This is a genomic window from Alicyclobacillus fodiniaquatilis, assembly GCF_042678105.1.
Lineage (GTDB): Bacteria > Bacillota > Bacilli > Alicyclobacillales > Alicyclobacillaceae > Alicyclobacillus > Alicyclobacillus fodiniaquatilis.
This window is the reverse complement of record NZ_JBHUCX010000004.1, coordinates 20,052-46,501: the sequence shown is the minus strand read 5'-3', so window position 1 is coordinate 46,501 and position 26,450 is coordinate 20,052. Positions and strand designations below refer to the sequence as shown.

21 protein-coding genes are annotated in these 26,450 nt (G+C 51.2%); 5 read left to right on the top strand and 16 right to left on the bottom strand.

Annotated features, from left to right (window positions below; translation table 11 throughout):
- Positions 1–44: 44 nt before the first annotated feature.
- Positions 45–1,058 carry an asparaginase gene (locus ACFSB2_RS00840; RefSeq protein WP_377940853.1) on the bottom strand — a complete coding sequence of 338 codons (1,014 nt, stop codon included), beginning with the start codon at positions 1,056–1,058 and terminating at the stop codon, positions 45–47.
- A gap of 160 nt (positions 1,059–1,218) precedes the next feature.
- On the opposite strand from ACFSB2_RS00840, the gene ACFSB2_RS00835 reads away from it, so the two are divergent.
- On the top strand, positions 1,219–2,622 hold the full coding sequence (locus ACFSB2_RS00835; protein ID WP_377940626.1) for an MFS transporter: 1,404 nt from the start codon (positions 1,219–1,221) through the stop codon (positions 2,620–2,622).
- 104 nt (positions 2,623–2,726) lie between these two features.
- On the opposite strand, the gene ACFSB2_RS00830 is transcribed toward ACFSB2_RS00835, so the two are convergent.
- The 6 genes from ACFSB2_RS00830 to ACFSB2_RS00805 form a co-directional block, all read right to left on the bottom strand.
- On the bottom strand, positions 2,727–3,326 hold the full coding sequence (locus ACFSB2_RS00830; protein ID WP_377940625.1) for a YesL family protein: 600 nt from the start codon (positions 3,324–3,326) through the stop codon (positions 2,727–2,729).
- 145 nt (positions 3,327–3,471) lie between these two features.
- Positions 3,472–4,365: a carbohydrate ABC transporter permease gene (locus tag ACFSB2_RS00825; RefSeq protein WP_377940624.1), complete on the bottom strand. Its 894-nt coding sequence runs from the start codon at positions 4,363–4,365 to the stop codon at positions 3,472–3,474.
- Positions 4,366–4,399: 34 nt separating this feature from the next.
- The gene (locus tag ACFSB2_RS00820; RefSeq protein WP_377940623.1) at positions 4,400–5,704 is read right to left on the bottom strand and encodes an ABC transporter substrate-binding protein; all 1,305 of its coding nucleotides are present in this window, start codon (positions 5,702–5,704) and stop codon (positions 4,400–4,402) included.
- A 71-nt stretch (positions 5,705–5,775) separates the two neighbouring features.
- Entirely contained in the window at positions 5,776–6,711 is a 936-nt protein-coding gene (locus ACFSB2_RS00815) for a carbohydrate ABC transporter permease (RefSeq protein WP_377940622.1), read from the bottom strand.
- 803 nt (positions 6,712–7,514) lie between these two features.
- Positions 7,515–8,264 (bottom strand): phytanoyl-CoA dioxygenase family protein, encoded by a 750-nt coding sequence (locus ACFSB2_RS00810; protein ID WP_377940621.1) that lies wholly within the window; start codon positions 8,262–8,264, stop codon positions 7,515–7,517.
- Positions 8,265–8,639: 375 nt separating this feature from the next.
- Positions 8,640–10,811, bottom strand: coding sequence for a HelD family protein (locus tag ACFSB2_RS00805; protein WP_377940620.1), 2,172 nt, complete (start codon positions 10,809–10,811; stop codon positions 8,640–8,642).
- A 272-nt stretch (positions 10,812–11,083) separates the two neighbouring features.
- Here ACFSB2_RS00805 and ACFSB2_RS00800 point away from each other — a divergent pair, with 272 nt between their 5' ends.
- On the top strand, positions 11,084–11,452 hold the full coding sequence (locus ACFSB2_RS00800; RefSeq protein WP_377940619.1) for a VOC family protein: 369 nt from the start codon (positions 11,084–11,086) through the stop codon (positions 11,450–11,452).
- Between the two features lie 132 nt (positions 11,453–11,584).
- Here the strand turns inward: ACFSB2_RS00800 and ACFSB2_RS00795 are convergent, their stop codons facing one another.
- From ACFSB2_RS00795 to ACFSB2_RS00775, 5 genes are all read right to left on the bottom strand, one after another.
- Entirely contained in the window at positions 11,585–12,295 is a 711-nt protein-coding gene (locus tag ACFSB2_RS00795) for an SGNH/GDSL hydrolase family protein (protein ID WP_377940618.1), read from the bottom strand.
- A gap of 233 nt (positions 12,296–12,528) precedes the next feature.
- Positions 12,529–14,529 carry a discoidin domain-containing protein gene (locus ACFSB2_RS00790; protein WP_377940617.1) on the bottom strand — a complete coding sequence of 667 codons (2,001 nt, stop codon included), beginning with the start codon at positions 14,527–14,529 and terminating at the stop codon, positions 12,529–12,531.
- A 129-nt stretch (positions 14,530–14,658) separates the two neighbouring features.
- A complete protein-coding gene (locus ACFSB2_RS00785; RefSeq protein ID WP_377940616.1) occupies positions 14,659–15,729 on the bottom strand; it encodes a Gfo/Idh/MocA family protein in 1,071 nt (356 codons plus the stop codon).
- A gap of 237 nt (positions 15,730–15,966) precedes the next feature.
- On the bottom strand, positions 15,967–16,938 hold the full coding sequence (corA, locus tag ACFSB2_RS00780) for a magnesium/cobalt transporter CorA (RefSeq protein WP_377940614.1): 972 nt from the start codon (positions 16,936–16,938) through the stop codon (positions 15,967–15,969).
- 231 nt (positions 16,939–17,169) lie between these two features.
- Positions 17,170–18,783: a long-chain fatty acid--CoA ligase gene (locus tag ACFSB2_RS00775; protein ID WP_377940613.1), complete on the bottom strand. Its 1,614-nt coding sequence runs from the start codon at positions 18,781–18,783 to the stop codon at positions 17,170–17,172.
- A gap of 264 nt (positions 18,784–19,047) precedes the next feature.
- Between ACFSB2_RS00775 and ACFSB2_RS00770 the strand changes: the two genes are divergently transcribed.
- Positions 19,048–19,812: a CDP-alcohol phosphatidyltransferase family protein gene (locus ACFSB2_RS00770; RefSeq protein WP_377940612.1), complete on the top strand. Its 765-nt coding sequence runs from the start codon at positions 19,048–19,050 to the stop codon at positions 19,810–19,812.
- Between the two features lie 119 nt (positions 19,813–19,931).
- Positions 19,932–21,194, top strand: coding sequence for a beta propeller repeat protein (locus ACFSB2_RS00765; protein WP_377940611.1), 1,263 nt, complete (start codon positions 19,932–19,934; stop codon positions 21,192–21,194).
- 19 nt (positions 21,195–21,213) lie between these two features.
- Here ACFSB2_RS00765 and ACFSB2_RS00760 read toward each other — a convergent pair whose 3' ends face one another.
- The gene (locus ACFSB2_RS00760; RefSeq protein ID WP_377940609.1) at positions 21,214–21,756 is read right to left on the bottom strand and encodes a cysteine hydrolase family protein; all 543 of its coding nucleotides are present in this window, start codon (positions 21,754–21,756) and stop codon (positions 21,214–21,216) included.
- 278 nt (positions 21,757–22,034) lie between these two features.
- Between ACFSB2_RS00760 and trmB the strand changes: the two genes are divergently transcribed.
- Positions 22,035–22,691 (top strand): tRNA (guanosine(46)-N7)-methyltransferase TrmB, encoded by a 657-nt coding sequence (gene trmB, locus ACFSB2_RS00755; protein WP_377940608.1) that lies wholly within the window; start codon positions 22,035–22,037, stop codon positions 22,689–22,691.
- A gap of 129 nt (positions 22,692–22,820) precedes the next feature.
- Here the strand turns inward: trmB and ACFSB2_RS00750 are convergent, their stop codons facing one another.
- The 3 genes from ACFSB2_RS00750 to ACFSB2_RS00740 all read right to left on the bottom strand — a co-directional run bounded on the left by ACFSB2_RS00750 (position 22,821) and on the right by ACFSB2_RS00740 (position 26,315).
- Complete coding sequence (locus tag ACFSB2_RS00750) at positions 22,821–24,269, bottom strand: aldehyde dehydrogenase family protein (RefSeq protein WP_377940607.1); 1,449 nt, start codon at positions 24,267–24,269, stop codon at positions 22,821–22,823.
- A 107-nt stretch (positions 24,270–24,376) separates the two neighbouring features.
- Positions 24,377–25,462: a Gfo/Idh/MocA family protein gene (locus ACFSB2_RS00745; RefSeq protein ID WP_377940606.1), complete on the bottom strand. Its 1,086-nt coding sequence runs from the start codon at positions 25,460–25,462 to the stop codon at positions 24,377–24,379.
- Between the two features lies 1 nt (position 25,463).
- Positions 25,464–26,315 (bottom strand): HAD family hydrolase, encoded by an 852-nt coding sequence (locus ACFSB2_RS00740; RefSeq protein WP_377940605.1) that lies wholly within the window; start codon positions 26,313–26,315, stop codon positions 25,464–25,466.
- Positions 26,316–26,450: the final 135 nt, after the last annotated feature.

Sequence of the window (26,450 nt, the reverse complement as noted above, 5' to 3'; positions counted from 1 at the left end):
GCCAACCTCCGACTGCGAATGATGTATAAGCATGCGCACTTCCATCAAAACGAGAAATGCGCCTGCATATTTTCTGGTGGAATACCGGCCCCCTGTAGGACCAAAAGCCGTATACGCGCCTTTTGCCCGTTGAGTCCGTTGGAAAAAATACAGCCTGCCGCGCGCAATTGCTTGCCACCACCTTCATAATCATAAACATCTTGGACATAACCATTGTAGCACCGCGAAACAATGACAATCGGCAAATGCCGCGCGCGCAATTGCAGTACAATGGGCAACGTCGCAGGCGGAATGTTGCCCGCGCCCATCGCTTCAATGACAAGTCCGTCGACCGGTGTATCCAGCAGCCATTTGAGCCACGCAGCTTCCATGCCCGCAACCATTTTGACAAGCTGTATATTCGCCAGTTTGGTTCTCGTCACAGCATACGTCTGCAACCGAGATGCGGGTTGGTGATAACTGACCCCGCGCGCCGTTACGAACCCAATCGGTCCATAGGACGGTGACTGGAATGTCGACACATTGCTGGTATGCGTCTTGGTGACAAAACGGGCCGCGTGAATCTCATCGTTGAATACGACCAAAGCGCCCCTGCCGCGACTTCGCGCATCCGCCGCCACGCGCATCGATTCGACCAGATTGATGGGCCCATCCGCCCCCACCTCATTGCTCGATCTCATTGCCCCTGTGATCACAATCGGTTTCTCCGTGTCTACGGTGAGATCGAGATAATACGCCGTTTCTTCCAAAGTGTCGGTCCCATGCGTAATGACCACACCGCTGATGTCGTCTTGTTCCACATATCCTTGCACGACCAGAGCCAACTTCTGCATCATCTGTGGCGTCATATGTGGACTGGGAACCTGAAATAGATCCACCATCTCACTCGCTGCGTACTGGCGCAACAGTGGCTCCAGATGGTGCAGCGGCTGTCCTTCGCCAATGCTGACGGCGCCAGCCTGTTCATCCAGCGCCATGGATATCGTTCCGCCTGTATTGATGACCACAACCTTGCCAGGCTGCGCTTCTCTTCTTTGCTCCACACGTATCCCCCGCATTCCAATATTCGTTCGCATCTCCCGAATTGGCCGCCACTAACGTTTGGGAAGTAACTCGTCAGACGTTATAATAATAGGCGACTTACATCCGTACATAATTTTGCATAGACACATTCGTCCGTGCGCAAAGCGGCACTATCTGCCCGGGAGGGACTACACCGTGACTCAACAACATTCCGTCGCGTTACACGACAACGTCGCGCGTCATCGCGTCTGGTTTCTCATCACCATCGCGCTTGGCGTGCTGCTGAATCCACTCAATTCATCCATGATCTCCGTGGCGATGACCCGGTTTCAACACGTCTTTCAAGTCGATTATACCAGCGCTTCATGGGTGATATCGTCATATTATCTGGCCAGCGCCATCGCTCAACCGATCATGGGCAAATTGGCCGATTTGCTCGGACGAAAAAAGCTCTTCCTTTTGGGGTTGGTCGTGGTGACTGCCGCCTGCCTGCTCGCGCCTTTTTCACCCAATTTCGCTTGGCTCATCGTCTTTCGTCTGCTGCAATCACTGGGCAGCGGCGCCATCTTTCCAGCAGGGATGGGCATCGTTCGGCAGTATATCACTGAACGTCAATCGCAGGCGCTCGCCTTCTTGGCCGTGTTCTCATCAGGGGCAGCCGCATTCGGTCCATCTTTGGGCGGCATTGTGATGCATATCAGCGATTGGTCGGGGATCTTCTGGATCAACTTCCCCTTCATCGTCGCCAGTTTCGTGCTTGCGCTTTGGATGCTACCTTCTGACAAACTTGCGAGACAAGGGCAACAACCGGCGGCTGGCCCGACAGATATCAAAGCGGTGATGAATCAAATGGACATCCCTGGCATCCTCTTGTTTGCCGTCGGCATCGTGAGCGCACTCATTTTCCTACTCTCTCTCATTGCCCAGGTTCGCTGGTGGGCCTTGCCAGTTGCAATCGTCGCGTTTGTGCTCTTTGGTCTGCGGGAACATCGCGCAAAAACACCTTTTTTAAGTTTTTCACTGTTTAAAAACAACATCCCCTTGAGTTGGGTATTGATTCAATTCACGGTCGTCAACATCATCTTTTACTCTGTATTTTTTGGGATGCCGTCGTATTTACAGGAAGTACGGCACGATGACACCCAACAAGCTGGCTTATTGATGCTGTTCATTGCAGGGTTCAGCGTCATCACCTCCCCGATCACAGGTCGCTGGGTCGCGAAATCCGGGTCGCGTCCCCCACTGTTACTCGCTGGTTTTTGCATGACCATCGGCAGCGCCCTATATTTGACCCTGCATGCGCAAACGCCAGTGTGGTGGCTCATCATCGTATTGTCGGTGCTCGGCTTGAGCAACGGATTTAACAATGTCGGTCTGCAGACCGCCCTGTTCAAAGTCAGCCCGCAAAATGTCATCAGCACCGCATCCGGTCTCTTTCAAATGGCTCGCTACATGGGCACCATCCTATCCACTGTGCTCTTGGGATTGTTGTTCGGCAATCAGTTGTCAACCGGCCAACTACACTTGCTTGGCATCATCCTGGCGCTGATTGGCCTGTGTGTCATCACGATGAGCTGGCGCCTGCCAAGACGAGCGTGACAGCCTTTCTTCTCGCCGTGATGTACGACAAATTGGGTCTTATCCCGTCAGCCAACCTGGCTTTGGGGATAAGACCCGTGCTTTCAGCATTTGAGTGCAGCCGATCAACCAAAGAGTGCCGCAATGTGTTTGCCTGTCAAAAGCGACGTCAGCCAAAATGTCAAGCTGACCAAACAGACAATGCCCAAGAAGGGCACTGCGATGCCAAGCCCAATGCTGATGAGCCAAATCGGCAAAATCAGCAAACAGGTCGGCAGAATTTTGCGAATGCCCACATAAAGCGCGGTTTTCATCGTCTGCCCCACAGACAAATTGGCTTGCACAGCAAGCGGCAACAAATAGATGGAACAACAGATGTAAATGAGCGCAAGGCTCGCGACCAATCCCAACATCAAGTACCCGAACAGGGCGTGCGCTTGCCCGAAATACCTCAGTTCCACATAGATGATGAGCCCGATCCCGAGCGTGGGAACGCCCATCATGTAGCTGCGGGCAAATTGTTTTTTCCACGCTTGAAAATATGGGCCGATGACGGCGCCATTTTCATCTCTTTTCCAGTCCTGGACGACCGCGTACGCCGCAAATGTGCTGGGAAACACCGTGATGATAGGCAACGACGTGATCAACCAAAGCAGATTTAAAACGACGATATTCGCGGCGATGGCGGCAACTTTGAAAAATCTGCCCAATGCCTGATGAACCATGATAGATACCCCCTCCTCCACATGTCCTCCAGCAACACTGTTTCTACCCTGTAGAGTACTTTGGCGCCGCCGCCATCCGCGATGCTGTGATTGACTGGCATTTACATGGCACTGCTGGGGCAGGACACGTCACGCATAACGGTCTTCATCCCTTGATGCCGGTGAGGTTGATGCCCTGGATAAATGTGCGCTGCGTCAAGAAGAACAGGATGATGATCGGCAGTGTGGCCATGGTGGAAGCGGCCATCAGCAGACCCCACTCGGTGCCATAGGAGCTTAAGAAAGATTGCAAGCCGAGTGAAATGGTGTACAAGGATTGTTTATTCAGGTAAATCAATGGACCTAAGAAGTCATTCCAGGCAAAGATAAACTGGAATAGGGCGACTGTCGCCAGCGCAGGTTTCGCTAATGGCATAATCACCTGCGCGTAAATCCGAAATTCAGTGGCGCCGTCCATGCGCGCGGCGTCCGAGAAGGACTCCGGAATCGTCATGAAAAATTGCCGCAACAAAAAGATGTTGAACGCGCTGCCAAAAAAGGCGGGCACAACGAGCGGCAAAAAGGTGCCTACCCAACCTAAATCCCGGAATAGGACGAACATCGGGATCATCACGACCTGAAACGGCAACATCATGGTCGCGAGCATGATGGCAAACAAGATATTTCGTTCTGGCCAACGGATTCTGGCAAAACCATAAGCGACGAGACTACTGGACAGCACCGTGCCGATGACGGTGAAGACGCAGTAAATCAACGTGTTGCGCAGATAAAGAAGAAACGGTTGAAAATGAAACGCGTCTGGGTAGTTGTGCCATTCAAATGGATGCGGAATCCAGACTGGCGGCCAGACAAATATCTCAGGACTCGGTTTCAACGACGTCGACACCATCCAGAACAAAGGCACCAAGAAAGCCAAGCTCAAGATGATCAACACACCATGTTTCACGATGAACTGCCAGACGTGCCTCGCACGTTTACGCGGTTTTCGCGAATGGTGTAGGACTGATTCATCGGAAGGATTGAAGCTCGGAACAGCCACACGACTACCCCCTTATCGTGAATATTCTGAAGAACTACCCCTGCGTTTTCAACGCTTGATTCGATGTTTGTTGAACCGAGGCCAGCGCTGCTTTCGCCGACTTTTGACCCTGTAACACGTAGTTCACTGCATCGCTTAAATTCTGCGAGAACAACTGCGTGACCGGCGTCACCGGCGTGATGCCATCCTTTGGATTCAACATCAGATTGACAAACGGTTTGCGAAGTGGATTTTGATTCAACCATTTTTGGTATGCAGGCTCTGCTGTCACTTTGGGCGACGGAGGAATCCAGCCGCCTTGTGGATCGCTTTTGGCCGCCCACGCCTCATTGTCGTAACCACTCAACCAGGTGATGAATTCCCAAGCCTGTTGCGGATGCTTGGCGCCCTTGGGAATTTCGTTGTAGTTGCCATTGATCCAAGTCACATCGGAATTTCCGCCAGGTGGAGCTGGCAATGGGACAACACCATAGTTCATTTTCGGATTGTACTGTTGAATCGTCGGAATTTCCCACATGCCGTTGATATAAAAGCCTTCCTTGCCCATGGAGAACGGATCCACCGAATTCGTTGTAAACGTTTGCAAATAGCCCGAAACTTGATCATACGGATATTTGCTGTAAGACGAAATCCATTGCATCAAACTCAAAGCTTGCGGATTATTTTCCATTTGGTATTGGCCGTTCTGAAACACGTTGACGTTCCACGTCGGCATCCATTGCTCATAGTTATTTGGATAAAAACCGATTTGCTGTACAGCGCCTTTTTTACTCATCTTCCACATCTTCGCCTGATCCGCGTCCAACTGTTGAATGGTTTTCGGTGGATCATTCGGATTGAGCCCCGCCTGTTTCATCAAATCCTTGTTGTAATACAGCATAAGTGAATTCATTGTCCAAGGAAGACCGTACAGCTTCCCTTTGTAAGTGCCCCAATTGGCGGCGACAGGATATAGCCAGTTGAGCACGTCTTTATACTTTCCGGTCATGAATTGGTTGAGCGGCATCAGGGCGTCCTTATCGGCGAATTGGCCAATATACGGCGACCACTCGGTAAAGACGTCAGGCGGATCGCCCGCTACAATCGCGGTCAACAGTTTCGTTTCACCATCAGTCGGGATCGAAAGCACGTTGACATGGATGTGTGGATGGGTTTTGTTGAACTGGTCGACAAGGGACTTGACGACATCTTCCCAATGGCCTGACCACATATTCCAGTAGGTCAATTGAACGACCCCTTGAGCTCCATTTGTGGACGCGCTGTTACTGCAGCCAGCGGCCCCGGCGACGAGCAACATGTTCGCAGCCATCAAAGTGACACGCTTAGACCATCCTTTCACAGCCGGTAGCTCCTTTCCCTTTTGAAACGCGTGATTGTGCTGGTTCGTGAATTACATCACGCCCTCGTGGTCTATCTATCCCCACCGTAGTACACCCATTTGGCGGAAGATCTGAACACCAGCACCGTCGCTGCCAAAATGACAATAAATAAGAGCCAGGCCATTGCGGAAGCGTAGCCGAAATTCAAATACTGGAACGCTTGACGATAGAGGTAGACGGCGTAAAACAGGGACGCGTTATCCGGTCCGCCTTGCGTCATGACATACGCCTGTGTGAAATACTGGAAAGAATTGATGAGGCCCATAATGACGTTGAACAAGATGACAGGGCTGATCATCGGCACTGTGATATGCCAAATCCGCCGCCATCTGCCGCACCCTTCTAGTTCTGCAGCTTCGTACAATTCCTGTGGCACACCTTGTAAAGCAGCAAGATAGATGACAATGGGCGCGCCGAGTCCCCACAGCCCCATGATGATGAGAGAGGGTTTGACCCACAGTTGGGAAAACAACCAGCCCGGCGCCGGGAGTCCCACTGCGCGCAAGAAAGAGTTGATGAGGCCAAATGACGGATTGAACAACCACAGCCAGAGCACAGATGAAGCCACAATCGGAACAACGCTAGGCAAATAGAAAATGGTGCGGTAAATGGATTGACCGTGCACCTTCATGTTCAGCAACAGCGCCACGGCAATGGCGAGCACAGTGGAAACGGGAACGGAGATGATGGTGTAGTACAGCGTGTTGTAAAGAGAGCGCCAAAACAAAGGATCATGCAAGAGACGGCCATAGTTGCCAAAAGCGATCCATTTTGGCGGAGACAGCATGTCGAAACTCGTAAAACTGTAATATAAAGATGAAAGAAATGGATACAAGGCAAACACCAAAAAGCCAATGGCCCACGGCGCAATAAACAACCAGCCGATGATTCGATTCCGTCGTACCCGCGGGTTACGCCCTGATTTGAACTGTGAGGCCTTGTTTTTGTCGGTCATTGTCAATGACAACCATATCACCCCCGTCTGATATCAGCCACAGGTGTGGCACAACTTAAGTCGACACCTCCCTTCAACTGGGGTTGAGAACCGTGGTAGTTTATTGACGGTTATTCTTAGATGTATATGCTGCGTACGCGTTTAAATCCCTAGCGTGTGTATTCTATTCCAGTGAAAAGACAAGGTTTTTGGAGACGGAGTGATATGAATGTCGACATAGATAACTGATCAATTGAAGATGACGGTGGAATGGATGTTCGCGCTTGTTTCTATTGAAAAATTAACTACAAAAAGAAAATAGAGGATGATTAACATGGTATACTTCGTTTGGCGGGATTCATCATAAGATGACTTCTCCTCGTTTGGTTCGACCACCTCTTTACGGCTCACTTATGTGGGCCAGATACGGCTCTTCTTTAGTTCTAGGAGTGAGCCGGGGAGGTGGGGTCATGAAGCGAATCTTCCGAATCAATGTCACGCCAGTACATATTGCTGGCCACCTCTGGTTCTTTTTTACGATACACACCGAGATCGTCTCTAAAGACGAATAAGCGGCAGCCCTGACCCGGCCACCGCTTACTCTTTGTCGTAACGCAGATCCGTAATCAGCGCAACGAATAGACCGTATCCGCTCATGAGCCTCTGTCCTGTTTGCGCAGGCAGGGCTCTTGTTATTTCTATATTATAACCATCTAACTTTTTATCCATGCAACAACCATAGCGTATTTGTGTGGAACGTGATTGCGCAAAGCTCGAACCACACTTGCCCGAGGCCAGCCCTGCCTAGCCGCTCGCTCAGCAAGATTTAGGCACGACTAAGCAAAATCAATACCAGGCCAATGCATCCAGATATTCTGCATGGGCTTCTGCCAATTTTCCCTGTCAAAATCTCCGTGCGTCAAGCGGAAGTAAAGCGCATAGCGCACATTCGGAGAGACATTCGGCGCATTTCCATGGGCCAACTGATAGTGCGCGAGCACGACATCTCCAGGTTCAACCATCAATTGCACGGGCTTAGGCATCTCGATTTTCGGCATGCCATCAAGCAGCGCCTCTGCGCCATGTTCCTGAAAATACGACGCAAACAAGCGATGCGTGCCCGGCCACACCGTAAAGTTTCCAGCATTTTCACAAGCGGTCTCACTGAGATAGACACCGACGAGCATGGTGAAATTTTGGATGGTCCCTTTCTGAACGCCATTGGTCGGCGAATACATGCCATCAATATGGCAACCTGGCGATCTCGGCGGATCTTCCATCCCCGGAAACCGCAGGGCGATTTGACCGCCGCGCACTGGGTGAACCTTGCCCTGTCCAAGTGCGCTCTGTGCGAGGTCCCAAGCGACAGTCTTGTTGAACATGTCTGTGATGACCGGAGATGATTGCAGTTCTGGACAGAAGGAACGCGCCCGGAAAATGTTCACATCTTCCGACTTCATGCCTTCTCCCACCGAATGATTAATCGCCCGCAATGCGGCATCCACCATCACCTGCGGAACAGCGCCTGGAATTTTGACAAAACCGTTTTCATAGATTTCGTGTTTTTGTGCATAAGACAGTTCCAAATCCAGTCCTCCCTCGTCAACGTACATGCAAAAATTGAAGTCTCACAATCGTCGTATGCAACCCACATCAAACTGTTTTTCAATCAAACGCACAATTTGAGACCTATGCATCGACAGGTCATTTCCTGTAACCGCTTACTAAAGTGTTTAAATGATTTCACCCGACACATGGCGTCTCTATGCCTCAGCAACAGCATATCACATGTGGCACTTGAAGCGTCCTACAAACGAAGGAGACTGGAAAACCGCCAGTCTCCTTCGCGCGATGACTATCCTAAAAATAAAGTCGATACCTGTGCGTGCGCCATCCGCGATGCTCCGATTGATTGGCATTTTCATGATGCTGTTGGTGCGGGATGCATCACGCATGGCGGTCTATTCCTCATCTACTCGCGCGCCTTGGCTTTCGCGCTCTTCCGGATGCAAAAGCGGTGACATCGTGTCGGTGTACTGGATACACAACTTATGTAGCGCACGTGTGCAACCCACATACAGCAATTTTGCTGACAACGCGGACGCATCGTAATGATTGGTATCCACATCGACCAACATCACGGCGTCAAATTCCAAGCCTTTTGCCAAATAAATCGGGAGAATTGAAATACCGCCCAAATACGTATTCTGTTTGGCGTCAATCAAATGCGCGTCTATTCCTGCTTCGAGGCAGGACTGGTGATACACATGCGCATCTTCTTCCGTCCTGGTCAAAAGCGCAACCGTATTGGCTTCCTGCTTCAACACGTGCAATTTATCAGCAGCCTTCTCCAGCCGCTCTTTCCAAGACACGGATTCGATCACGACCGGTTCACCGCTGCGAAACACAGGTTTCGCTTCACGGAATTGACGAAAACCAGCAATGATCCGGTTGGCAAACTCAATGATTTCGAATGTCGAGCGATAGCTGACATCGAGCTGAAAATAACCGCGCGCCTGTTCCTCGAACAGATCGAGAAAATCGCGCCAATCCGTGATGCCTTGATACGTGTGAATGCTTTGCGACAAATCACCCAAAATGGTAAATGCCTGACTCGGACAATGCGCCTTTAAGACCGCCAATTGAAAAGGAGAAAAATCCTGCGCTTCATCAATGACGACGTGATCGAACCGATCCCGTGGATCAACACCTTTGAGCGCGAGATGAATATACAAGAGCGGCGCCAAGTCTTCCATTTGCACTTCATGGCGAGCGCCACGCTTTTTGGGTTTCACAATGCTGTTGGTTGTCAAATCAGAGACGGTTTCCAGAAAGGTCTGATACAACCCAAGCGGCGTCAATGTTGGCCAGCGCTTTTCATACGCTTTGTAATGCGCGCTGCCAGTGCGCTTTAACGCCTTTTTATCGGCAACCTGCGCTTCCTTCACCGAAATTTCCATCCAGCGTTTGACCCGCGCCAACACCCTGTCTCGCCGTTGCGCGAGTGGGTAGTTGCCATATTCCGTCGTGAACCATTGGGCAATGGTCGCATACGGCAGCGTCATGCCTTCAAAGGCTGTAAAATCCTCGCGCGGCACCATGTCGGTATGAAACGTCCGAATAAACGCTTCCAGTTGCTGCATAAAACCGAGCGTCCCTTTTTTGTGCACCTCTTCGTATTCGTTTTGCCTGACACCATCGTCTTTCATGCCAAACCAGTCCCTTAAACGATGGCTCTGATCTACCAACCCCACTTCGTAGTCGAGCACGCGCAAGGCCCAATTGGCGAACGTGGTTTGTTGAATGCCGCCGACCCCAAGCTCCGGCAACACTTCGGAGATATAATCGACAAACATCGAGTTAGGCGCAAAAATGACCATGCGCTCCGCACGCAGCCTATCCTGGTGCTGATATAGCAAATAGGCGAGTCGATGCAGCGCAACCGTTGTCTTACCACTGCCCGCAACCCCTTGAATCACCACTGCGTGATTGCGTTCTGCGCGAATAATATCATTTTGTTCAGCCTGAATGGTAGATACGATGTCGCGCAAGCGGCTGTCTTTGTTATCAGCCAAGCGATAGAGGAGGAATTCATCGGTGACTGGCACATCGTCCTGACCTTCAACATAGCTGTCAACCACACGCTGTAAAGCGCCATCACGCACCATGATATTGCGCTTCAACAACACGGTTCCGGAAATGGTGCCATCTGGCGCTTCATACGCAGCTTCATTTCCCTGCCCTGTAAACGAGTAAAACATACTGGCGGCTGGCGCGCGCCAATCCAGCACCAGTCTATCCCCGGTATCTGGGTCATCTACCCCGCGCTTGCCAATATACAGTTGCTCGCCCTCAGTCCGACCTGTTTCGGCGAAATCAAGCCTGCCAAAATACGGTTCTCGTTCGGCAAACCGAAGATTGCGCAAGCGTTCGCGCAGCAAACGCTCGACCATCGTTTCGGCCACTTCATCTGCCGTCTGCGCTTCGTCTGCATCATCTTGATCGTCAATTTCGAGAAGAACCGTACCGTCTTTTGTGAGCTGACTGCGAATCTGTTCGAGGACGTACTGTAAATGGCTCGCTTCTTCCTGAAGTGGATCCGACGGGGTAGAATCGAAAGATCTCGATTCCATCATTAGATACCTCCAGACCTGAGTCATTCGTGAAGATTTAGAATAACACAATCAGGGTCGGAGGTAAACAAATACTTTATATCAAGCATGTGTCATGCATCTCTGCTCCGATTTGGCGCTGTGCGCTTCACTATCATGGATTTAAGTTGACAAAAGTGTATGGTAATTTTGATTTGAGTCCATTTCGAGCGGACAGCCACTCATGGTTTGTGTTTGCCGAAAACGTTCAGAATGATAAATGACTACTTTAACGTCTAAATAGGGGGATAACAATGAAAATATCAGGCGTCATCACACAACTGCGAACCACGGACCTCGAAGGTTCTATACGCTTTTACACCGCGCAGGCGGGTATGGAACTCGCATTCCGCCATCAGGATTTCTATGCTGGTATTCGTGCAGGCAACCAGGTCTTCCATCTCAAGCATGTAGACGAGCCGGATCCTTCTATCGCCTACACACGCGAGGGTGAACACTTCCATCTCTACCTGGAAACGGACGATGCAGTTGCCACGGCCGAAGCACTGAAGGCCCGTGGGGTGAATCTGGTAAAGGACGTGCATAAGACACCCTGGGGCACAAGGGAATTCGTGATTGAGGACGACCAAGGACACACACTATACTTCGGCGAAACACGATAGGGTGCACGAGGAGAAAGAAGGGCACTTGAAACCAACTTCAAAGAATGGGATTTCGGCAACAATCTCCCCTCTCTCCAAAAACCTATGGAAGATGATGAACGTTACATATGGCGACATGTGAAAAATTGGGCCTCACTGAAAATGGGCGCTGAGATCCTGAATCAAAAGCTGCGCAGCCAGTTGATGCCCTTTATTGTTGGGGTGGTGCGCATCACCAGAGAGGTCAGCAATCTTCAAGTTGTGGCTGGCAATATCGTTTTTCATCTGACTCAATAAATCAAAAGCATACACATTGGGATTGTTCATCTTTCGAACTAGTTGAATCTCGTCCTGTGCGTACATATCCTCTTGCTTCTCATACGTGTACGCAAACTCTGTCGCTGGTGGTGTTACCACAAGCACCAGCGCATGGATAGCCAGCGCATCCTTGATTTCCTGATTTAGATATTCATTGAACTTGGACAGCGGGGTCTTTGGCAAGACATCGTTCAACAGCCCCCATGAAATGACAACCACCTGCGGATGAACAGTAGACAGCCATTTCGTGTATCGATTTTTGTATATTGTAGAAAGTTGTGTGCTATTGGCCCCGTAAATGGCTTTGTTGACGTAGGTGTCGTGAAAGTGCTTAAAAGTGCGCTGCAAATAGCCGTTGTCATTTGTAGCCTTGTCACCCAGCGCAATGGAACCGCCGATTCCCATTACAGTAAGGTGGCTCAGTTGCACCTTCTGGTGCGGCTTAGTCGGTGTAGATCCTTTGGAATCCGGAGTGCCGCATCCTGACATGACCCCCAGCACGGACAGCGCGAGGGCGCTAGCGACATACTGACGAATTTTTCTCATGAGCGTTTCTCCTTGTTCAGCAATGACTTGTGATGTAGTTTATCATTCCCCCTCATTTTACGCCTAGACATCCTCGGAACAAAAAGAATTCATTGAACAAGGTCTCCACTGGCATTTATCGTAACGATGACAGCCAGCCTTGTCGCCCGCAGAAGTAAGAGTCCCTCCGTAGGTTTGCAGCCACAGGGGGACTCTATTTTTTCTTAAAAGAGCGCCATCTAAGTCATCTGATACTACGCGATGCCATAGAGTTCTAGGTCAGCCAATCTCGTGACACCGTCTGCGCCTGGGTCGATCACGGTGAGGCGTGCATAACGCGCTTTCACTGGGTCGAGGTTGACGTCTATCGCCGCTTTTTCGTTGCCGGTTTGCTCATCAACGAGTGTCCAATCTTTGCCGTTTAAACTGACTTCAAGTTTCAACGCCACAGTATTCAGCGATGCATCCATGCCGGAGAATTCCGCATTTTTTAGCGTATACCGCGTCAAGCTATATGCTGCGCCAAGGTCAAGCGACACCCAAGCCCCCGGATTTTTCGATGACCAGACATTGTCGCCGCTCGGTGAACCATTGATGACTTTGGCCGGATGACAAGTACTGTCGCTCGCTGTCACTTTGACATCTGGTGACAGCGCTAAATTAAATGGCACCCCATTCGCCTCATTATGCAGCGCAAAGAAATGATCAGCGCGGACGAACTCAATCTTTCCAGGTTGGAGATCTTCAAAGCGTTGCTTGAGTTCCGCCAAATTCTCCGCTGTCATTGACCAGGATACACCCTGCCCACTAAGGAACAACGGCTTTGTTCCATCAAATGTGGCGATGGCCTCTTTCATGTGATTGTAAATATCATCGCAGGTTTCAGCGTACGCCGGATAATTCGGCGCAAAGGTCAATTTATTTTGCTCAACATGAATTTTGAGTGCGGCTGGTTTGCGGAACCAATCCTCCAGCGTCACGCCGTATAATGTGCGACAGTGCGTCGCGTAGGCGTCAAAGTGAATTTCCCGCAACACATCCCAGACGGTGATGACGCGAATGCCGGTTTTGGCTAAATACTGCTCGGAAAATTTGGCGTACGCGTTCGCAAGCTCCCCATCTTGCAAATAGTAAACTTCATTATGTGAATCATAGATTAACGCATAACCGAGACCGGACGGACCAGAGCACATACAGTCATTTTCTGTGATGGTGTCGTAGTAGTAATTCAACAGACCAGGCCCGATATCTGCGAGGCCGGGGCTGATTGTCCAGTTGATGGGGATGGTACCGCGCTTTGGATCACGCCATAAGATGCTCATGTGGTGCTGGCAATACTGAACGTTATCACCGTCACTTAAGAAAATCGCGATGTAAACTTTATTTTCAAGCCTTTGCTTTTTCGGTACAGTTGGAATGCGCAGAATGTGGCTCATGCCAGCATATACTGTTGCGTTGTCATAATAATCGGAGGGGATGGTGGATATGCCATGACGCGTGCCCGCGCCGATTCCGGAACGCTCCTCCGGCCACCACCCCAGCAAGATGCTCTCCCCCGCGGTCATGTCGTCCAAGAACCGGTGTAACATGGCCGCTTCCTCGGGAATGCGCGCATCAAGCCAAACGACAGCTGCGCCCACAGCAGCAGCCATATCACGTATGTATGCGTGGTGAACCACTGGATCGACACTGACCATGACACGCTTTGTGCATCCCTCCCAGTATGTGTCATACATGTATTGGTACATCTCCACGTGATTTTCAAATTGAAGCGTTGTCAAATCAACCAGAATTTTCAGCTCAATCCCGTTCGCGGCGAACGCTTGGTAGAATTTCACGTCTACTGGCAGCAAATTCTGAAGGCCAGCGATGGTGCCAGCGAGGTTGACCATATGGGGCGAACGTTCCCCATCATATACCACCACGCCACCAAATTCATGCTGATATTTCGCGATAAATGCAAAAACGTCGGTGGTCTTCTCATTGCGATGGAGGTGTAGGGCAGTCGGCCAATGGTCTGCCCCTTCTTCTTTTCCCTTGATGCCATTCAGAAAAATGCGCGTTTTCTTGCGATTGATAAGTCCCTGCATGACGGTCAACGTATTTTTGACATCGTCCGGCTGGTGATAAAGTGTAAAGGTATCCAGTTCCTCCGGTGTCGCAAAAGATGGCAACGCTTGTCCATCCGGCCAGTTCATACCCTCATTGAGGGAACGGTATGGCTGCCAACCGACAAATTGATTTTCCCTGTTCATGTATCACACCTGCTGTTCACATTTGAATTTTGGTCAGCTATTTGGCGTCGTTGATCGGTTCATCGCACTAAAAAGCAGACATCATTGTTTTGCCGAAGAGCTATACCCTCTCTGGCTCATGCAAAATTTTCAACTTGACGCCCATGGCTGCCTACTGGACACAACCGACTCGCCACGATCCACAGCTTGATGGATAAGAAGCGAAAGATAGTGATCCTGCGACGCCTCTGCGACACTATAAAAGGCGGGGCCGCCTTTCACATAAGCGTCCATTTTCTTCAGACAAGTAGCCACAGCAATTTCATCGTCGCTCAAGCGCCCGGGAATGAATTCATTTTCGTAAAGTGACTCTGCGCCGAGTGAAATGCCTTTGAGATAGAATCCCTCTAAATTCCCGTCGTGCCCGGCGTCCTGTCGATGGAGCCTCGTTGCAACTGGAGAGCCAGTGTCGGTCAGATACTTCACTTCAAAATTATTGATTTCTCCTCGATCACCACGAATCAACATGCGAGGTGACCGGATCCAAGAAAAATATTGCTGATCTGTGAAATCGTAAACTGCCAATTTGTCACCAAAGCGCAACGTTGCCACAACTTGTTTCGAATCTTGCAATCTCAAATCCTTTGGCGGACCGTCTCTATCTGGACTTTGCACGATGGGCGCATGATGAGCAAATGCATGAATCGTCGCATCCTCATAGCCAATCCCCAAAAAATTTCTAAGCAAACTCACCCCATGATAGTCGTGCGCAACAGAAACTTGGGCTTGTTGAACCGCACCCATCCTGCCGGATTTAACCAAACTCAATCTTGCTGCATGGCTTGGTTGAAAAATATACTGTTCAGCAATCTGAACCTTCCAGTCACGTTGCAGCAAGCGGTTGAATGCAATCAATTCAGGCAAATCTTTGGCGGGTGGCGTTTCACAGAGTACAGGAAACCCCTTTTCACACAGTTGCACGGTGATCTCTGGCGCAACCTCGCGCGGCACGCTGACCACGACAAACGAAGCATCGACGTGATCGATTAAATCTTGAACGGAGCGGTATGTTGAAACTCCCCAGCGCCGTTCGAACGCCTGTCCTTTCGCTTCATCGCGTACGACCATGCCCGCAACGCGAAACATCTTGGGCAATTGCTCTGCAATTCGCAGAAAAAACGCACTTCTCCAGCCTGAACCCACGATTGCAAACGTTATCATGAACTACACCTCCATGCGCTCCGCATATGTGTATGGTATCACCAATGGAAATAGAGACGTGATGAACTTTCAAAATGAACTGTATTCTGGCACCTTCTAAAAAAGAAAACGGCTAAACAGGGTTGTAATGAAGAACCTTTTTAGCCGTTGATTTTTGCATTGTCATCTCTTAGGACACACAGTCCGTTACAAACATAATAAGGATACTTCTCTTCCCTAAAAACACCGCCAAAAAATTCATATCCAGTTGCGCTTTCGAAACGCGCGCACCATCCAAAGGCTCAGGCCGACCATCACAGCCGCAATGACGAGCGTACTCCACCACGATTTCTGCCAAGGCAATGGCACGTTCATCCCAAAAATACCCGTGATCAGCGTCAATGTCGCCGTCAAGGTGGTGATGATGGTCAATACGCGAATGGCTTCGTTCGTTTTGGCCGTTCCGTACGACGAATAAGTTTCCAGCGCGCTACTGACGAGATCGCGAAAAACTTCTATCGAGTCGGAAACGCGTTCCAGGTGATCCGTCAAATCCATGTAATACGGCAAATTTTCTTTGCGTACGTCAAACGTGTAGCGCGTGCCGATGTTGGAAAATATCCGCCGTTGCGGCGCGATGGCGCGGCGCATCATGACGATGGTCCGCTTCAGGGAGAGAAATTCCTCCGTGATGGCCAACGCCGGGTGCTCGTAGATTTCTACTTCCAGTTCATCGATACGGGCTGAAATCCGCTCCATTATCGGAAAATAGGTATCCGTGATCCCGTCGACAATGGCGTATAAGAGATAATCCGGCCCCTTCGTCATGTAGTGGGGTGTCTTTCGAGAAACGTCGGCGATACGCCCAATGGATGCAATCGGCTTTTTGTGCACGGTGACCACATAATTCTTGCCCAAAAATACATTGAGCTCCTCACTCGTAATTTCCGGGTCGCTGTCCTCGTTATAGCGCAATGCATGTAGTTCGAAAAAGTCATACCCGTCGTAACGGTCCACCTTCGAACGAGGGGAATCGTAAATACAGTCCTCAATCGCCAATGCGTGAAAGGAAAACATGCGGCCTAGCCACTGCAAATCACGCGGCTGCCAATCAAACAAATCCACCCACAGGAGATTTCGTTCGTCGGCGAGCAAACGCTTCACTTGGGTCAAATCCACATCATGGTGCATAATTTCATTTTCATGTTCATAAAAGTAGGTCTTAATCATCGGAATTCCTCATTTGACCGTAGGTTCATTCGCACAGATGTTTTGCCAAGCGCTGTAAAGGGACATGTGAAACTCCATCAGGCTGAATAACATAAGAGGCTTTTTTCACATTTCCCCTAAGTGATAACACAACAACGCGCCCTCTTGAATATATACGACGAAGCCCGTTACGGCTATCCCCCACAGTTATTCCCCTTATTTTAACTGTTCATTTGATCCGCTATGATTTTCTCAATGCAAATCGCTGCGGTATTGCGCGCGCAACTGTTTTTTCGCAAACTTGCCGACGCTTGTCTTTGGAATCTCATCCACAAAGACGAAAGTATCCGGCACCCAGAACTTTGCGACCTTCTCCACCAAATATGCGCGCAAAACCTCACTGGTGACATGTTCACGTTTGTCTGCTCGAACCACGACGCAGGCCAGCGGTCGTTCTTGCCACTTCTCGTCGGGTACACCGATGACAGCCGCTTCCACCACATCTGGATGCGACATCAAAACGTTCTCCAGGTCCACCGAAGAAATCCATTCGCCGCCGCTTTTGATGAGGTCCTTCGTCCTATCCACAATTTGCATATAACCATCTTCGTCGACAGTCGCAATGTCGCCCGTGCGAAACCATCCATCCAAAAATGCGGCTTTCGTCTCCTCTGGCGCTTGATAGTACGAATCAATCACCCAAGGCCCGCGCAACAGCAGTTCCCCGCGCGTGACACCGTCATGCGGCACCGTATTGCCTGCCTCATCAACCAGCTTCATTTCCAATCCTGGCACCAACAGTCCGGTCTTCGCGCGAATATCATACACCTCATCGCCTTGTAGCGCCGCATACCTCTTCTTCGGATAATTGACAAATGAAACAGGGCTTGTCTCTGTTTGCCCATAACCTTGGAAGAGTGTCACACCAAGCTCCTCTTGATACGCCTTGGTCAAACTCTGCGAAAGTGCAGCGCCACCTGACAGCAAGAGCCGCACATGGCTGAAGTCGTAGTCCTCGCGGTGTGCGCGGACATGCTCCAGCACGCCCATCCAAACGGTTGGCACCCCCGCGCTAAACGTGACTTTCTGCTGCTGAATCAAATCAGCCAAATCTGCAGGCGTCGGACGCACCCCTGGCATGACAAGCTTGGCGCCCGCCCAAATCTCCGTATAGGGACGCCCCCAGGCATTGACGTGAAACATCGGCACGATGGGCATCGTGACATCCCGTTCGTCTACAGCGAGCATACCCGTCATGCAGGACAGACAATGTAGATAAAGTCCACGATGGGAGTAGATAACCCCTTTGGGCTCCCCTGTTGTCGCGGAAGTGTAGCCGAGAATCGCCGGTGTATGTTCATCAAAGTCCGGGAATTCATATGTGGTTGCATGACCCTGCAAAAACGCCTCATAACTGATGGCGTTCGGTAGAGGCACATCCACGGTCAGCGAATCTGTCAAAATCACGTATCGTTCAACCGTATGCAAATTTGCCGCAAGCGGTGCAAACAGCGGCACCAAATCCTCATCAATAAAGAGGATTTTGTCCCTTGCATGATTGATGGTGTGAACAATCTGTTCAGCAGATAATCGAATGTTCACCGTATGTAATACCCGCCCAGAGCAAGGCACGGCAAAATATAGTTCAAGGTGGCGATGGTGGTTCCACGCGAAGGATGCGACATGCGTTCCCGGTTCAATGCCCCATTCATCCAAAGCGTGAGCCAGTTGAGCGATACGCGCCGCCATTTCCAGGTACGTATACCGCTTCATTTTTGCCCCTGTTTTTGTGACAATTTCCTGATCCGAAAAAACGGTCGTCGCTCGATACAACACGGACTTGAGCAACAAGGGAAAATCTTTCATTCAATAATCACGCTCCCTAGGGAACTTGTGAAAAAATTTTCTATTTGTCATCCAATCTGATGGATTTTCACAAGTCTCCTAGACACGGTTGCAAATTCTGCACCATATGTCAAATCACCGTTCGCTGGCATAGCTGTGACGTTGGAGGAATCAGTCATCACGCTTGACAAGTTCGCCAATTCGTTCAATTATAATCCAAGTTATATAGACATAGAGACTGTGGTTAAGTTACGCAAGTATGACGTAACAAAAAGGATGGTCACATTGAAATTTACGGACACCTACTTCTTTCGTTGTGCAGATAATCCTTATATCCGTTTCCCCAAACCCTGGGACACTTACACGACCCTTCCCTTGTCCGTCCCGATTTCCGAATGGCTGTGTAAAACACGACTGACCCCGAACCAAATATCTGTCATTTCATTGATCATCGCCATTTTGTCCGCAGCCGCTTTTTATATTGGGACGCCGTGGTGGCTTGTCATCGGCGCATTGCTCTTTCAACTGTCGTACATCCTGGATTGCGCGGATGGGTATAAAGCAAGAAAAAACAAGATGTCGTCGAAACTCGGCCATTGGATAGACCACACGTTTGACGAGATCAAAAAACCGATTCTGATGATTGGTCTCTACTCAGGGCAAGCAGCGCACGGCCCGCTACCGACTTGGGCCTGGATTGGCGGCTTTTTGTACCTGTTCAGCCGCGTGCTCATCAAAACCGACAGCACGGTCAAAAAGGCGCCGTCAGCAAGTGAAAATGAAGCGCGCAAATTGGCACAAACAGCTGGCTCCAACATGTTGTTGACCCCGCGTCAACAAACGTTGTTCCGCCATTTCGGCATTGTCACCTTGTTCACGTCCATTGAGGCGCAGGCCCTGGCGTTTGTCGTCGGCCCCATCTGCCAAGTGCCCATGTTGGGCTTTTTTGTCGCTGGCGTCCTATCCATTGCCTGGGTATTGACATTCGATGGCGTGCTTTACTGGCGACGCGCATTGCGTGAAGATGCGCAGGCAAAACAAGCGCGTTGATGCCATCATTGTCTAATTATGCCTATATTGCCACAGCGCCATCCATGACGTTTTGACGGAGTGCGATATGATGATGACGTAAAATAGCTTGGAATCCTGCGAAAAGGAGGTGTCTGCCTGTGCGCGCCTTGTTACGACTACAACTTACTGTAGTGACGCTTGCCACCCTCATGGTTGCTGGCTGCGCCTCACCGACAGCAAAATCGGACTCTCCGTCAGGAAAGGGCGACGCGCAACTTAAAGTCGGCACAAGCCCGAAAAATACAGCTTCTGGCGCTGTGGGAACCGCCAAAGACAAAACATCTGACGCGCACAGTTTCACAGACATCGTCCAAGTTGTCGGCACACACATTCAAATGCTGGACCATGGCAACGGATATGCATGGGGCTATCACGGCAATGATTTTCATCTGTTTCACACGCACGACAACGGCGTATCCTGGCAGCCCTGTCCACTTCCTGCCCTGCCCACCTACGCATACGACGAAGAAGGGCCAGGAAACAAAAACGATGTATCTGTGACGTTTGCCAGTGATAAGACAGGTTGGCTCACTTGGGTGAGCAATGCACGCTTGCATGTCATGCGTACAACAGATGGTGGAACAACTTGGAAGGAAAACGATGTGGCGATTCCAGCAGAGATCACCAACATCGGGCAGTTGCAGTTTGTTTCTCCGCAACAAGGGTGGATGCTGTTACTCGGTGACAAATCGACAGGCGCAGCCGCCAAGTACCTCTATGAAACCCAAAATGGAGGTCATAGCTGGAAGGAAGTAAACAGTTCAACACTTGATTTGCCGCACAACGGCGATAGTGCCATCATGCGCTTCAGTTCCGATGGCAAACATGGAACTTTAGTCAGCACCAACTCGTTTTCCCAGCAACCATTGACGATTGAAACGACCAATGACGCAGGTGCGCATTGGCAGAATGAGGCGGTGACGCTGCCTACAACGCTGGTGAACCAGACGTTGGCATACGCGACCATCCCGCCTGCACCTAACAAGAGCCAGGTTGCCAACGCTGTTGCTGTGACCGACAGTGCGCTAGGTCTGCTATTGTTTCAACGTGATGCTCAAGGACAATGGCAGCCGCAAACGACATCTTTACAACAGGTGCAAGCTTGTACATGGCTCTCCGTGCAGGTTGGTTTTGCCCTAGAGCATAAAGACAGTCACTATCTGCTCTATGCAACCAATGATGCTGGTCAGTCCTGGTATCAAGCGGGCAGTGTGCCAAACGATCTACTGGCGGATCACATGACAGTCCTGCAACTAGACATGGCCGACACACAAACGGGTTGGTTGTTGTTGCAAGACAGTCACCTGCATCCAGTTCTGCTCGAAACGACAGATGGCGGACTGCATTGGACCCAGCTGTAATCGCGCTGCGGTCGATTTATCAATCGACAATGACAGCGTGAAAACAGATGGCCATCTGATCGATAAACACATCGTGATTGCCCGTAAATGTCGCACAGCCACGTCGATGTACGACCGTTTGAAAGCCTTCGTCATAAGCGCCTGCAGCCGTCAAGAAATCGCAAATATCTGTACAGACGCCAGTGATATGCACTGTATCCACGCCGCGTCTGCGCAGCGCTTGCGCGAGGTTTGTCCCGTAAAAGGCGTTGTAGCTGGCCTTCTCCACATAAATCACATGCGCATCGTCTTCTACTTTCCGATACCAATCCTGGAGTTCTCCATACAGCTCATGGCCCCAACTTCCTGCTACGTTGTGCGGTGGCCATTCGGCAAAATGCGCGTCATTGACATGATGTGTGTCCATACAAATGGCGACTGGCTGGCCCTGACCGTGCATGACTTGCGCGAGATTGACAATGTAGGGCACAATCTCCTGAGCTGCGGCGCCCGCCGTGAGACTTCCGTCATCTGCCACAAAATCGTTCGACATATCGATAATCAGTAACGCTTCGGTTGCCATCTAGGCACACTCCATTTCCATTCATCCAGACTGTACTTCTCTTGATTGCACCTGAAATGTTTACGCTGACTCTATCTTAATCCTTTTCACGTTGCATCGCACGAGTCGAGTAGACAAGGCTGCGTCAGGCGCTTCGACGCGCGGCAGCAAGAAGCGTGGAAAGTCTAACTGAACAACGGACAGGACACGCTGTCAGCGTGGATGTAAGGATGGGCTTGAACCTGCCCGCACAATCCTGTACCATGCTAACGACAAAAGAAGACCGAGGAGGATGACCCGTGCGTTTACGCCAAGCGGGACGTCTGCCAAAATGGCAGGAACAAGGCGCGCCCGTGTTACGGGATGTACGTCAGGATGACATTTCACAAGACTTAGCGTCTATTACGCGCCCAATCTATCTGGAAGTGGGTTGCGGCAAGGGTGGCTTCATTGCGCAGATGGCAGCGCGCCACAAGGACGCTTTTTTTATTGGCGTCGACAAAGTTTCCATCGTCATCGCCAAAGCGGCGGCAAAGGCGATCGAACATGAATTGGACAACGTCCTGTTTATCAATGGAGATATTGAGGAAATCGCCGCAAAACTGTCTGGCAAACAGGTGGAGCGGATTTTTCTGAACTTCTCCGACCCCTGGCCGCGGCGACGCAACCATATCCGCCGTCTCACAGCACCGCAAAAACTCGAATGCTATGAAACATTGTTGGCGCCTGGTGGCGTGATCGAACAAAAGACCGACAACAGTGAGCTTTTTGAGTGGTCAGTGACCGCGTTTCAAGCAGCTGGCTGGCAATTGATGCGCGTTGAACGCGGTTTTGCGCCAGGTGAACCGGATGATGGCAGCATTTCCAGCCAATTTGTCCAAACCGAATACGAACAGAAGTTTCGTGCTCAGGGCATTCCCATCAACTATTTGCGCGCCGCTGCGCCGCAAAGGTAAGTTTGCGCAGATTCGCCAGCGCCGCTTTGTCTCCCTACAAGCGTCATACGCCCACAAAAAACAAGCCAAGGTTGCATACCCGCCGTCCCGGTGGGCGCAAACCTTGGCTGCAGCTGACAAAACCAGACGTTATTTGTGAAACGCGCTGGAACGGAAGGCCACCATTTTGATGTCCATCATGTCCTGCATCGCGTAACGAACCCCTTCACGACCAGTCCCACTTTCTTTCACACCGCCGTAGGGCATCTGATCCACTCGGAACGTCGGCACTTGGTTGATGAGCACAGCCCCCGCTTCGATTTTGCGGCTGGCTTCCAAGGCGTGATCGAGCTGTTTGGTAAACGCGCCAGCGTTCAAGCCGTATTTGGAGTGGTTGGCCTTCGCAATGGCTTCCGACCATGTTGCAAATGGCTCCACGAGCACGATGGGGCCGAACGCTTCCTCAGTGCGCAGTTGCGTATCTGCCGGAACGTCCACCAGCACCGTCGGTTCGAGCACCCGGCGCTGAAAGTGACCGCCAGTGACGACTTTCGCCCCTTTTTCCACTGCACTGTCCAACCACTGTTTCAGCCTGTCCGCTGCAGCTTGGTTGATCAAACTGCAAATGTCGGTTTTTTCGTCGAGCGGATCGCCAATACGAAGGGCAGCTGCCCGTTTGGCCAGCATTTGCGTAAATTCGTCATAGTGACTTTGATGGACGTAGACGCGTTGAATGGAAATGCAAACTTGCCCGTTGTAGGTAAATGCGCCTTGCACAGTCTCATCGGCAATCTGCTCCAATTCAGACTGCTGAAAACCAGCGTCAATCAACAGCGGTGAGTTAGAACCCAGTTCCAACGTCACTTTGCGCAGCCCCGCTTGGGCGCGAATCAGTTTGCCGACGCGCGGACTGCCTGTAAATGTGACAAAAGCGACGTCGGGATGGGTTGTCAGCGCTTCGCTTAATTCTTTGCCATCGCCGGGAATGATGTTCAACACGCCGTCTGGCAGTCCTGCATCTTTAAATAGTTTGGCCAAGACCAACGCGGACAGCGGCGTTTGCTCGGCAGGCTTGAGCACGATGGTGTTGCCCGCCGCAATCGCCGGTCCGACCTTGTGTGCCACCAAGTTCATCGGAAAGTTAAACGGCGTGATGGCGGCGACGACACCGAGTGGGCGCTGGATTGTATAGGCCATGTAACCTTCACCGTTCGGCGCGGCATCCAACGGGATGGATTCGCCGCGGATATCCCTGGCCGCTTCCGCCGCAAAACGGTACGTCTCCACGGTTCGGTTCACTTCGCCCTTCGCGGCGCGCATCGGTTTTCCCGCTTCACGGGCGATGGTTTCCGCAAGTTCATCGCGGCGATCTGCAATCAGTTCAGCGACGGATCGCAAAATGTGGGCGCGTTGCCAAGCTGGGGTCTCGCGAAACGTCAAAAATGCTTCCTGCGCAGCCTGAATGGCATCGTTGGCCTGCGCCACCGAAGCATAGCCAATATGTGCAATATCCTCTTCGGTATGTGGGTTTTCCAGCGTCACATAACGCTGTGCTTTCACCCACTCGCCGTTGATCCACAATTGCGTTTCTGCTGCCATGCGCTATCCCTCCAAATGTTGGATCCCTCGATTTCCGTCCGCACGTTCAATGGATTGTCGTACACAGCCAAATTTTGCGCATTGGCGCACATTTTATGAGTGTATCTTCATTGTTTCTTTGTCGATCCGGCGGCCAAAGCCGCTTCACACACCGCTTGCGCGACGCAGGCGTCCGCTAAGGTCGGCACAGCGTACGGGACGGTCTTCCCCTGCACCCGCGCGCAAAACGCAGCAAGTGCAGTTGCGTGTAAATTCAAGAGCGTACTTTGTGCGAACTTGGCCGTAAAAATATCCGCATGTTGGTTTTTATCGAGCGTGATCGGCGCGATATTCGGTTCATAAGTATGGAGCGTGACGCCTTGATACATATCGAGCGGCAGCCGCAGCACGCCTCGCTCACAGACAATGGTGAGGCTGTCCGTCTCTTCGCCGTAGTGCACGCGCGAGACCTCAATGGTGCCTACAGCGCCGGACTCGGTGTGGAGCGTGATGCTCGCCCAGTCGTCGACATCGACCGCCTCCATGCCAGCAGCACCCGCTCTAGAAGGAATAAACGTGCGTGTCTCCGCCGCGACGTGGGCGACTTTGCCGCAAAGCAGGTGGATGAGGTCGATGATGTGGATGCCGAGATCCATCACTGCGCCGCCACCGGACGCCTGCTTCTGCAAGCGCCAGGACATCGGGCGCGCCGGATTGAGATAGCCGCCGTGCAACAATTCGCCGCGAAAGGTCAGCACCCGCCCGAGTTGCCCTGACAAAAGCCACTGTTGCGCCTCCAATACAGCCGGATGAAAGCGATAAACCAAGGCCACCTGCTCCACCATCTGCCGCGTTTGCGCCAGTGCCACCATTCGCTCGGCTTCTTCCAAGCAATGACTGATGGGCTTTTCACAGTAGACAGCCCATCCTTTTTCCAGCGCCAATTCGAATGGCGCAAAATGGAGGTCATTGGGCGAAGCGATATCGATGGCGTCAAGCGGACGCTCATGCAGATCAGCCAAGCGATCTGTCACATGCGCAAACGCGGTGCTGGCCTGTTGCGCCGCGTTGCTTTGCATATCCCGGACGACCGCTGTATCCCACAGTACAGTTGGACCGCCGTTTGCAGCCAGACTCAATTGACTGGCCAAAACGTGCATGCGCCCAATATAGCCATACCCATGGAGTGCAAAACGAATCGACTTGTCAGACAAGTCACACACCCCCTTTTTGCCCGGCCGCTTGTTGTGCATCCACAGCTAGAGCGGGTATATCTATGCCATCCAATTCAAAAAATTCGCTGAGCCACACCGCGACACCGTGATCCGCTGACGACAATGTGCGTTTTTTTGCGAAGGGAAATAGATTTGGATTGGCATTGGCCACGGCGACACCAATGGAAACCGTTTCGAGCATCGCCGCGTCGTTCATTTCGTTGCCAAAGGCAATCGAATGTTCGAGCGAGATCCCCATCAATTGCGTGAATTCCTGAATCCCCCGCCCTTTGGAAGTGCCTGCGGCGTTGATGTCGATGGTCCGCGGATCAGAACGGACGACGGCGGCGCTATCCCCAAACCGAGACGTCAGAATGTCTGTCATTTCTTCAGCATTGTCATCATCAAGCGCCAACGTGATTTTAAATATTTTGTCCATTTGCAAATCAGTTGGCTGCACCAGCGGTTCCACAATTGACTTGCGCCGCAGCGATGGTCGGCCGATATCGAGCAGGACGCGCTCATTTTCCAATGTGACAATGACCGCCGCCTGCACGTTCTCTAAAAGCTGTGTCATTTCCACCACCACATCTTTGTGAATCACGTGCTCAATCAAGGCCTTGCCACTTGTGTCGCCAATCCACGCCCCATTGCAGGCGATGACACTGCATGGAATATGTAACGTCGCAGCGATGGACGCCATTTCATCCCACGGCCTGCCCGACGCCAAAACGATTTGATGACCTCGTTGATGCAGTTGCGCAAACACGCGTTGACTGACCAAACTCACACGTCCGTCGTGCTGCAATAAGGTACCGTCCAAATCTGTGCTGATCAACCAAGATTGTGTCATTTGGCACCGCCTTTCGTAGTATCCAGACAGCACTTTGCCATACATTGACGCGACGCTGCTCCTGTTCAAATTCTAGCGGTTTCCTGATCTTTCGTCCACGCTAGACAGCGTCCTATCCAACGCAAACGGGCGGCT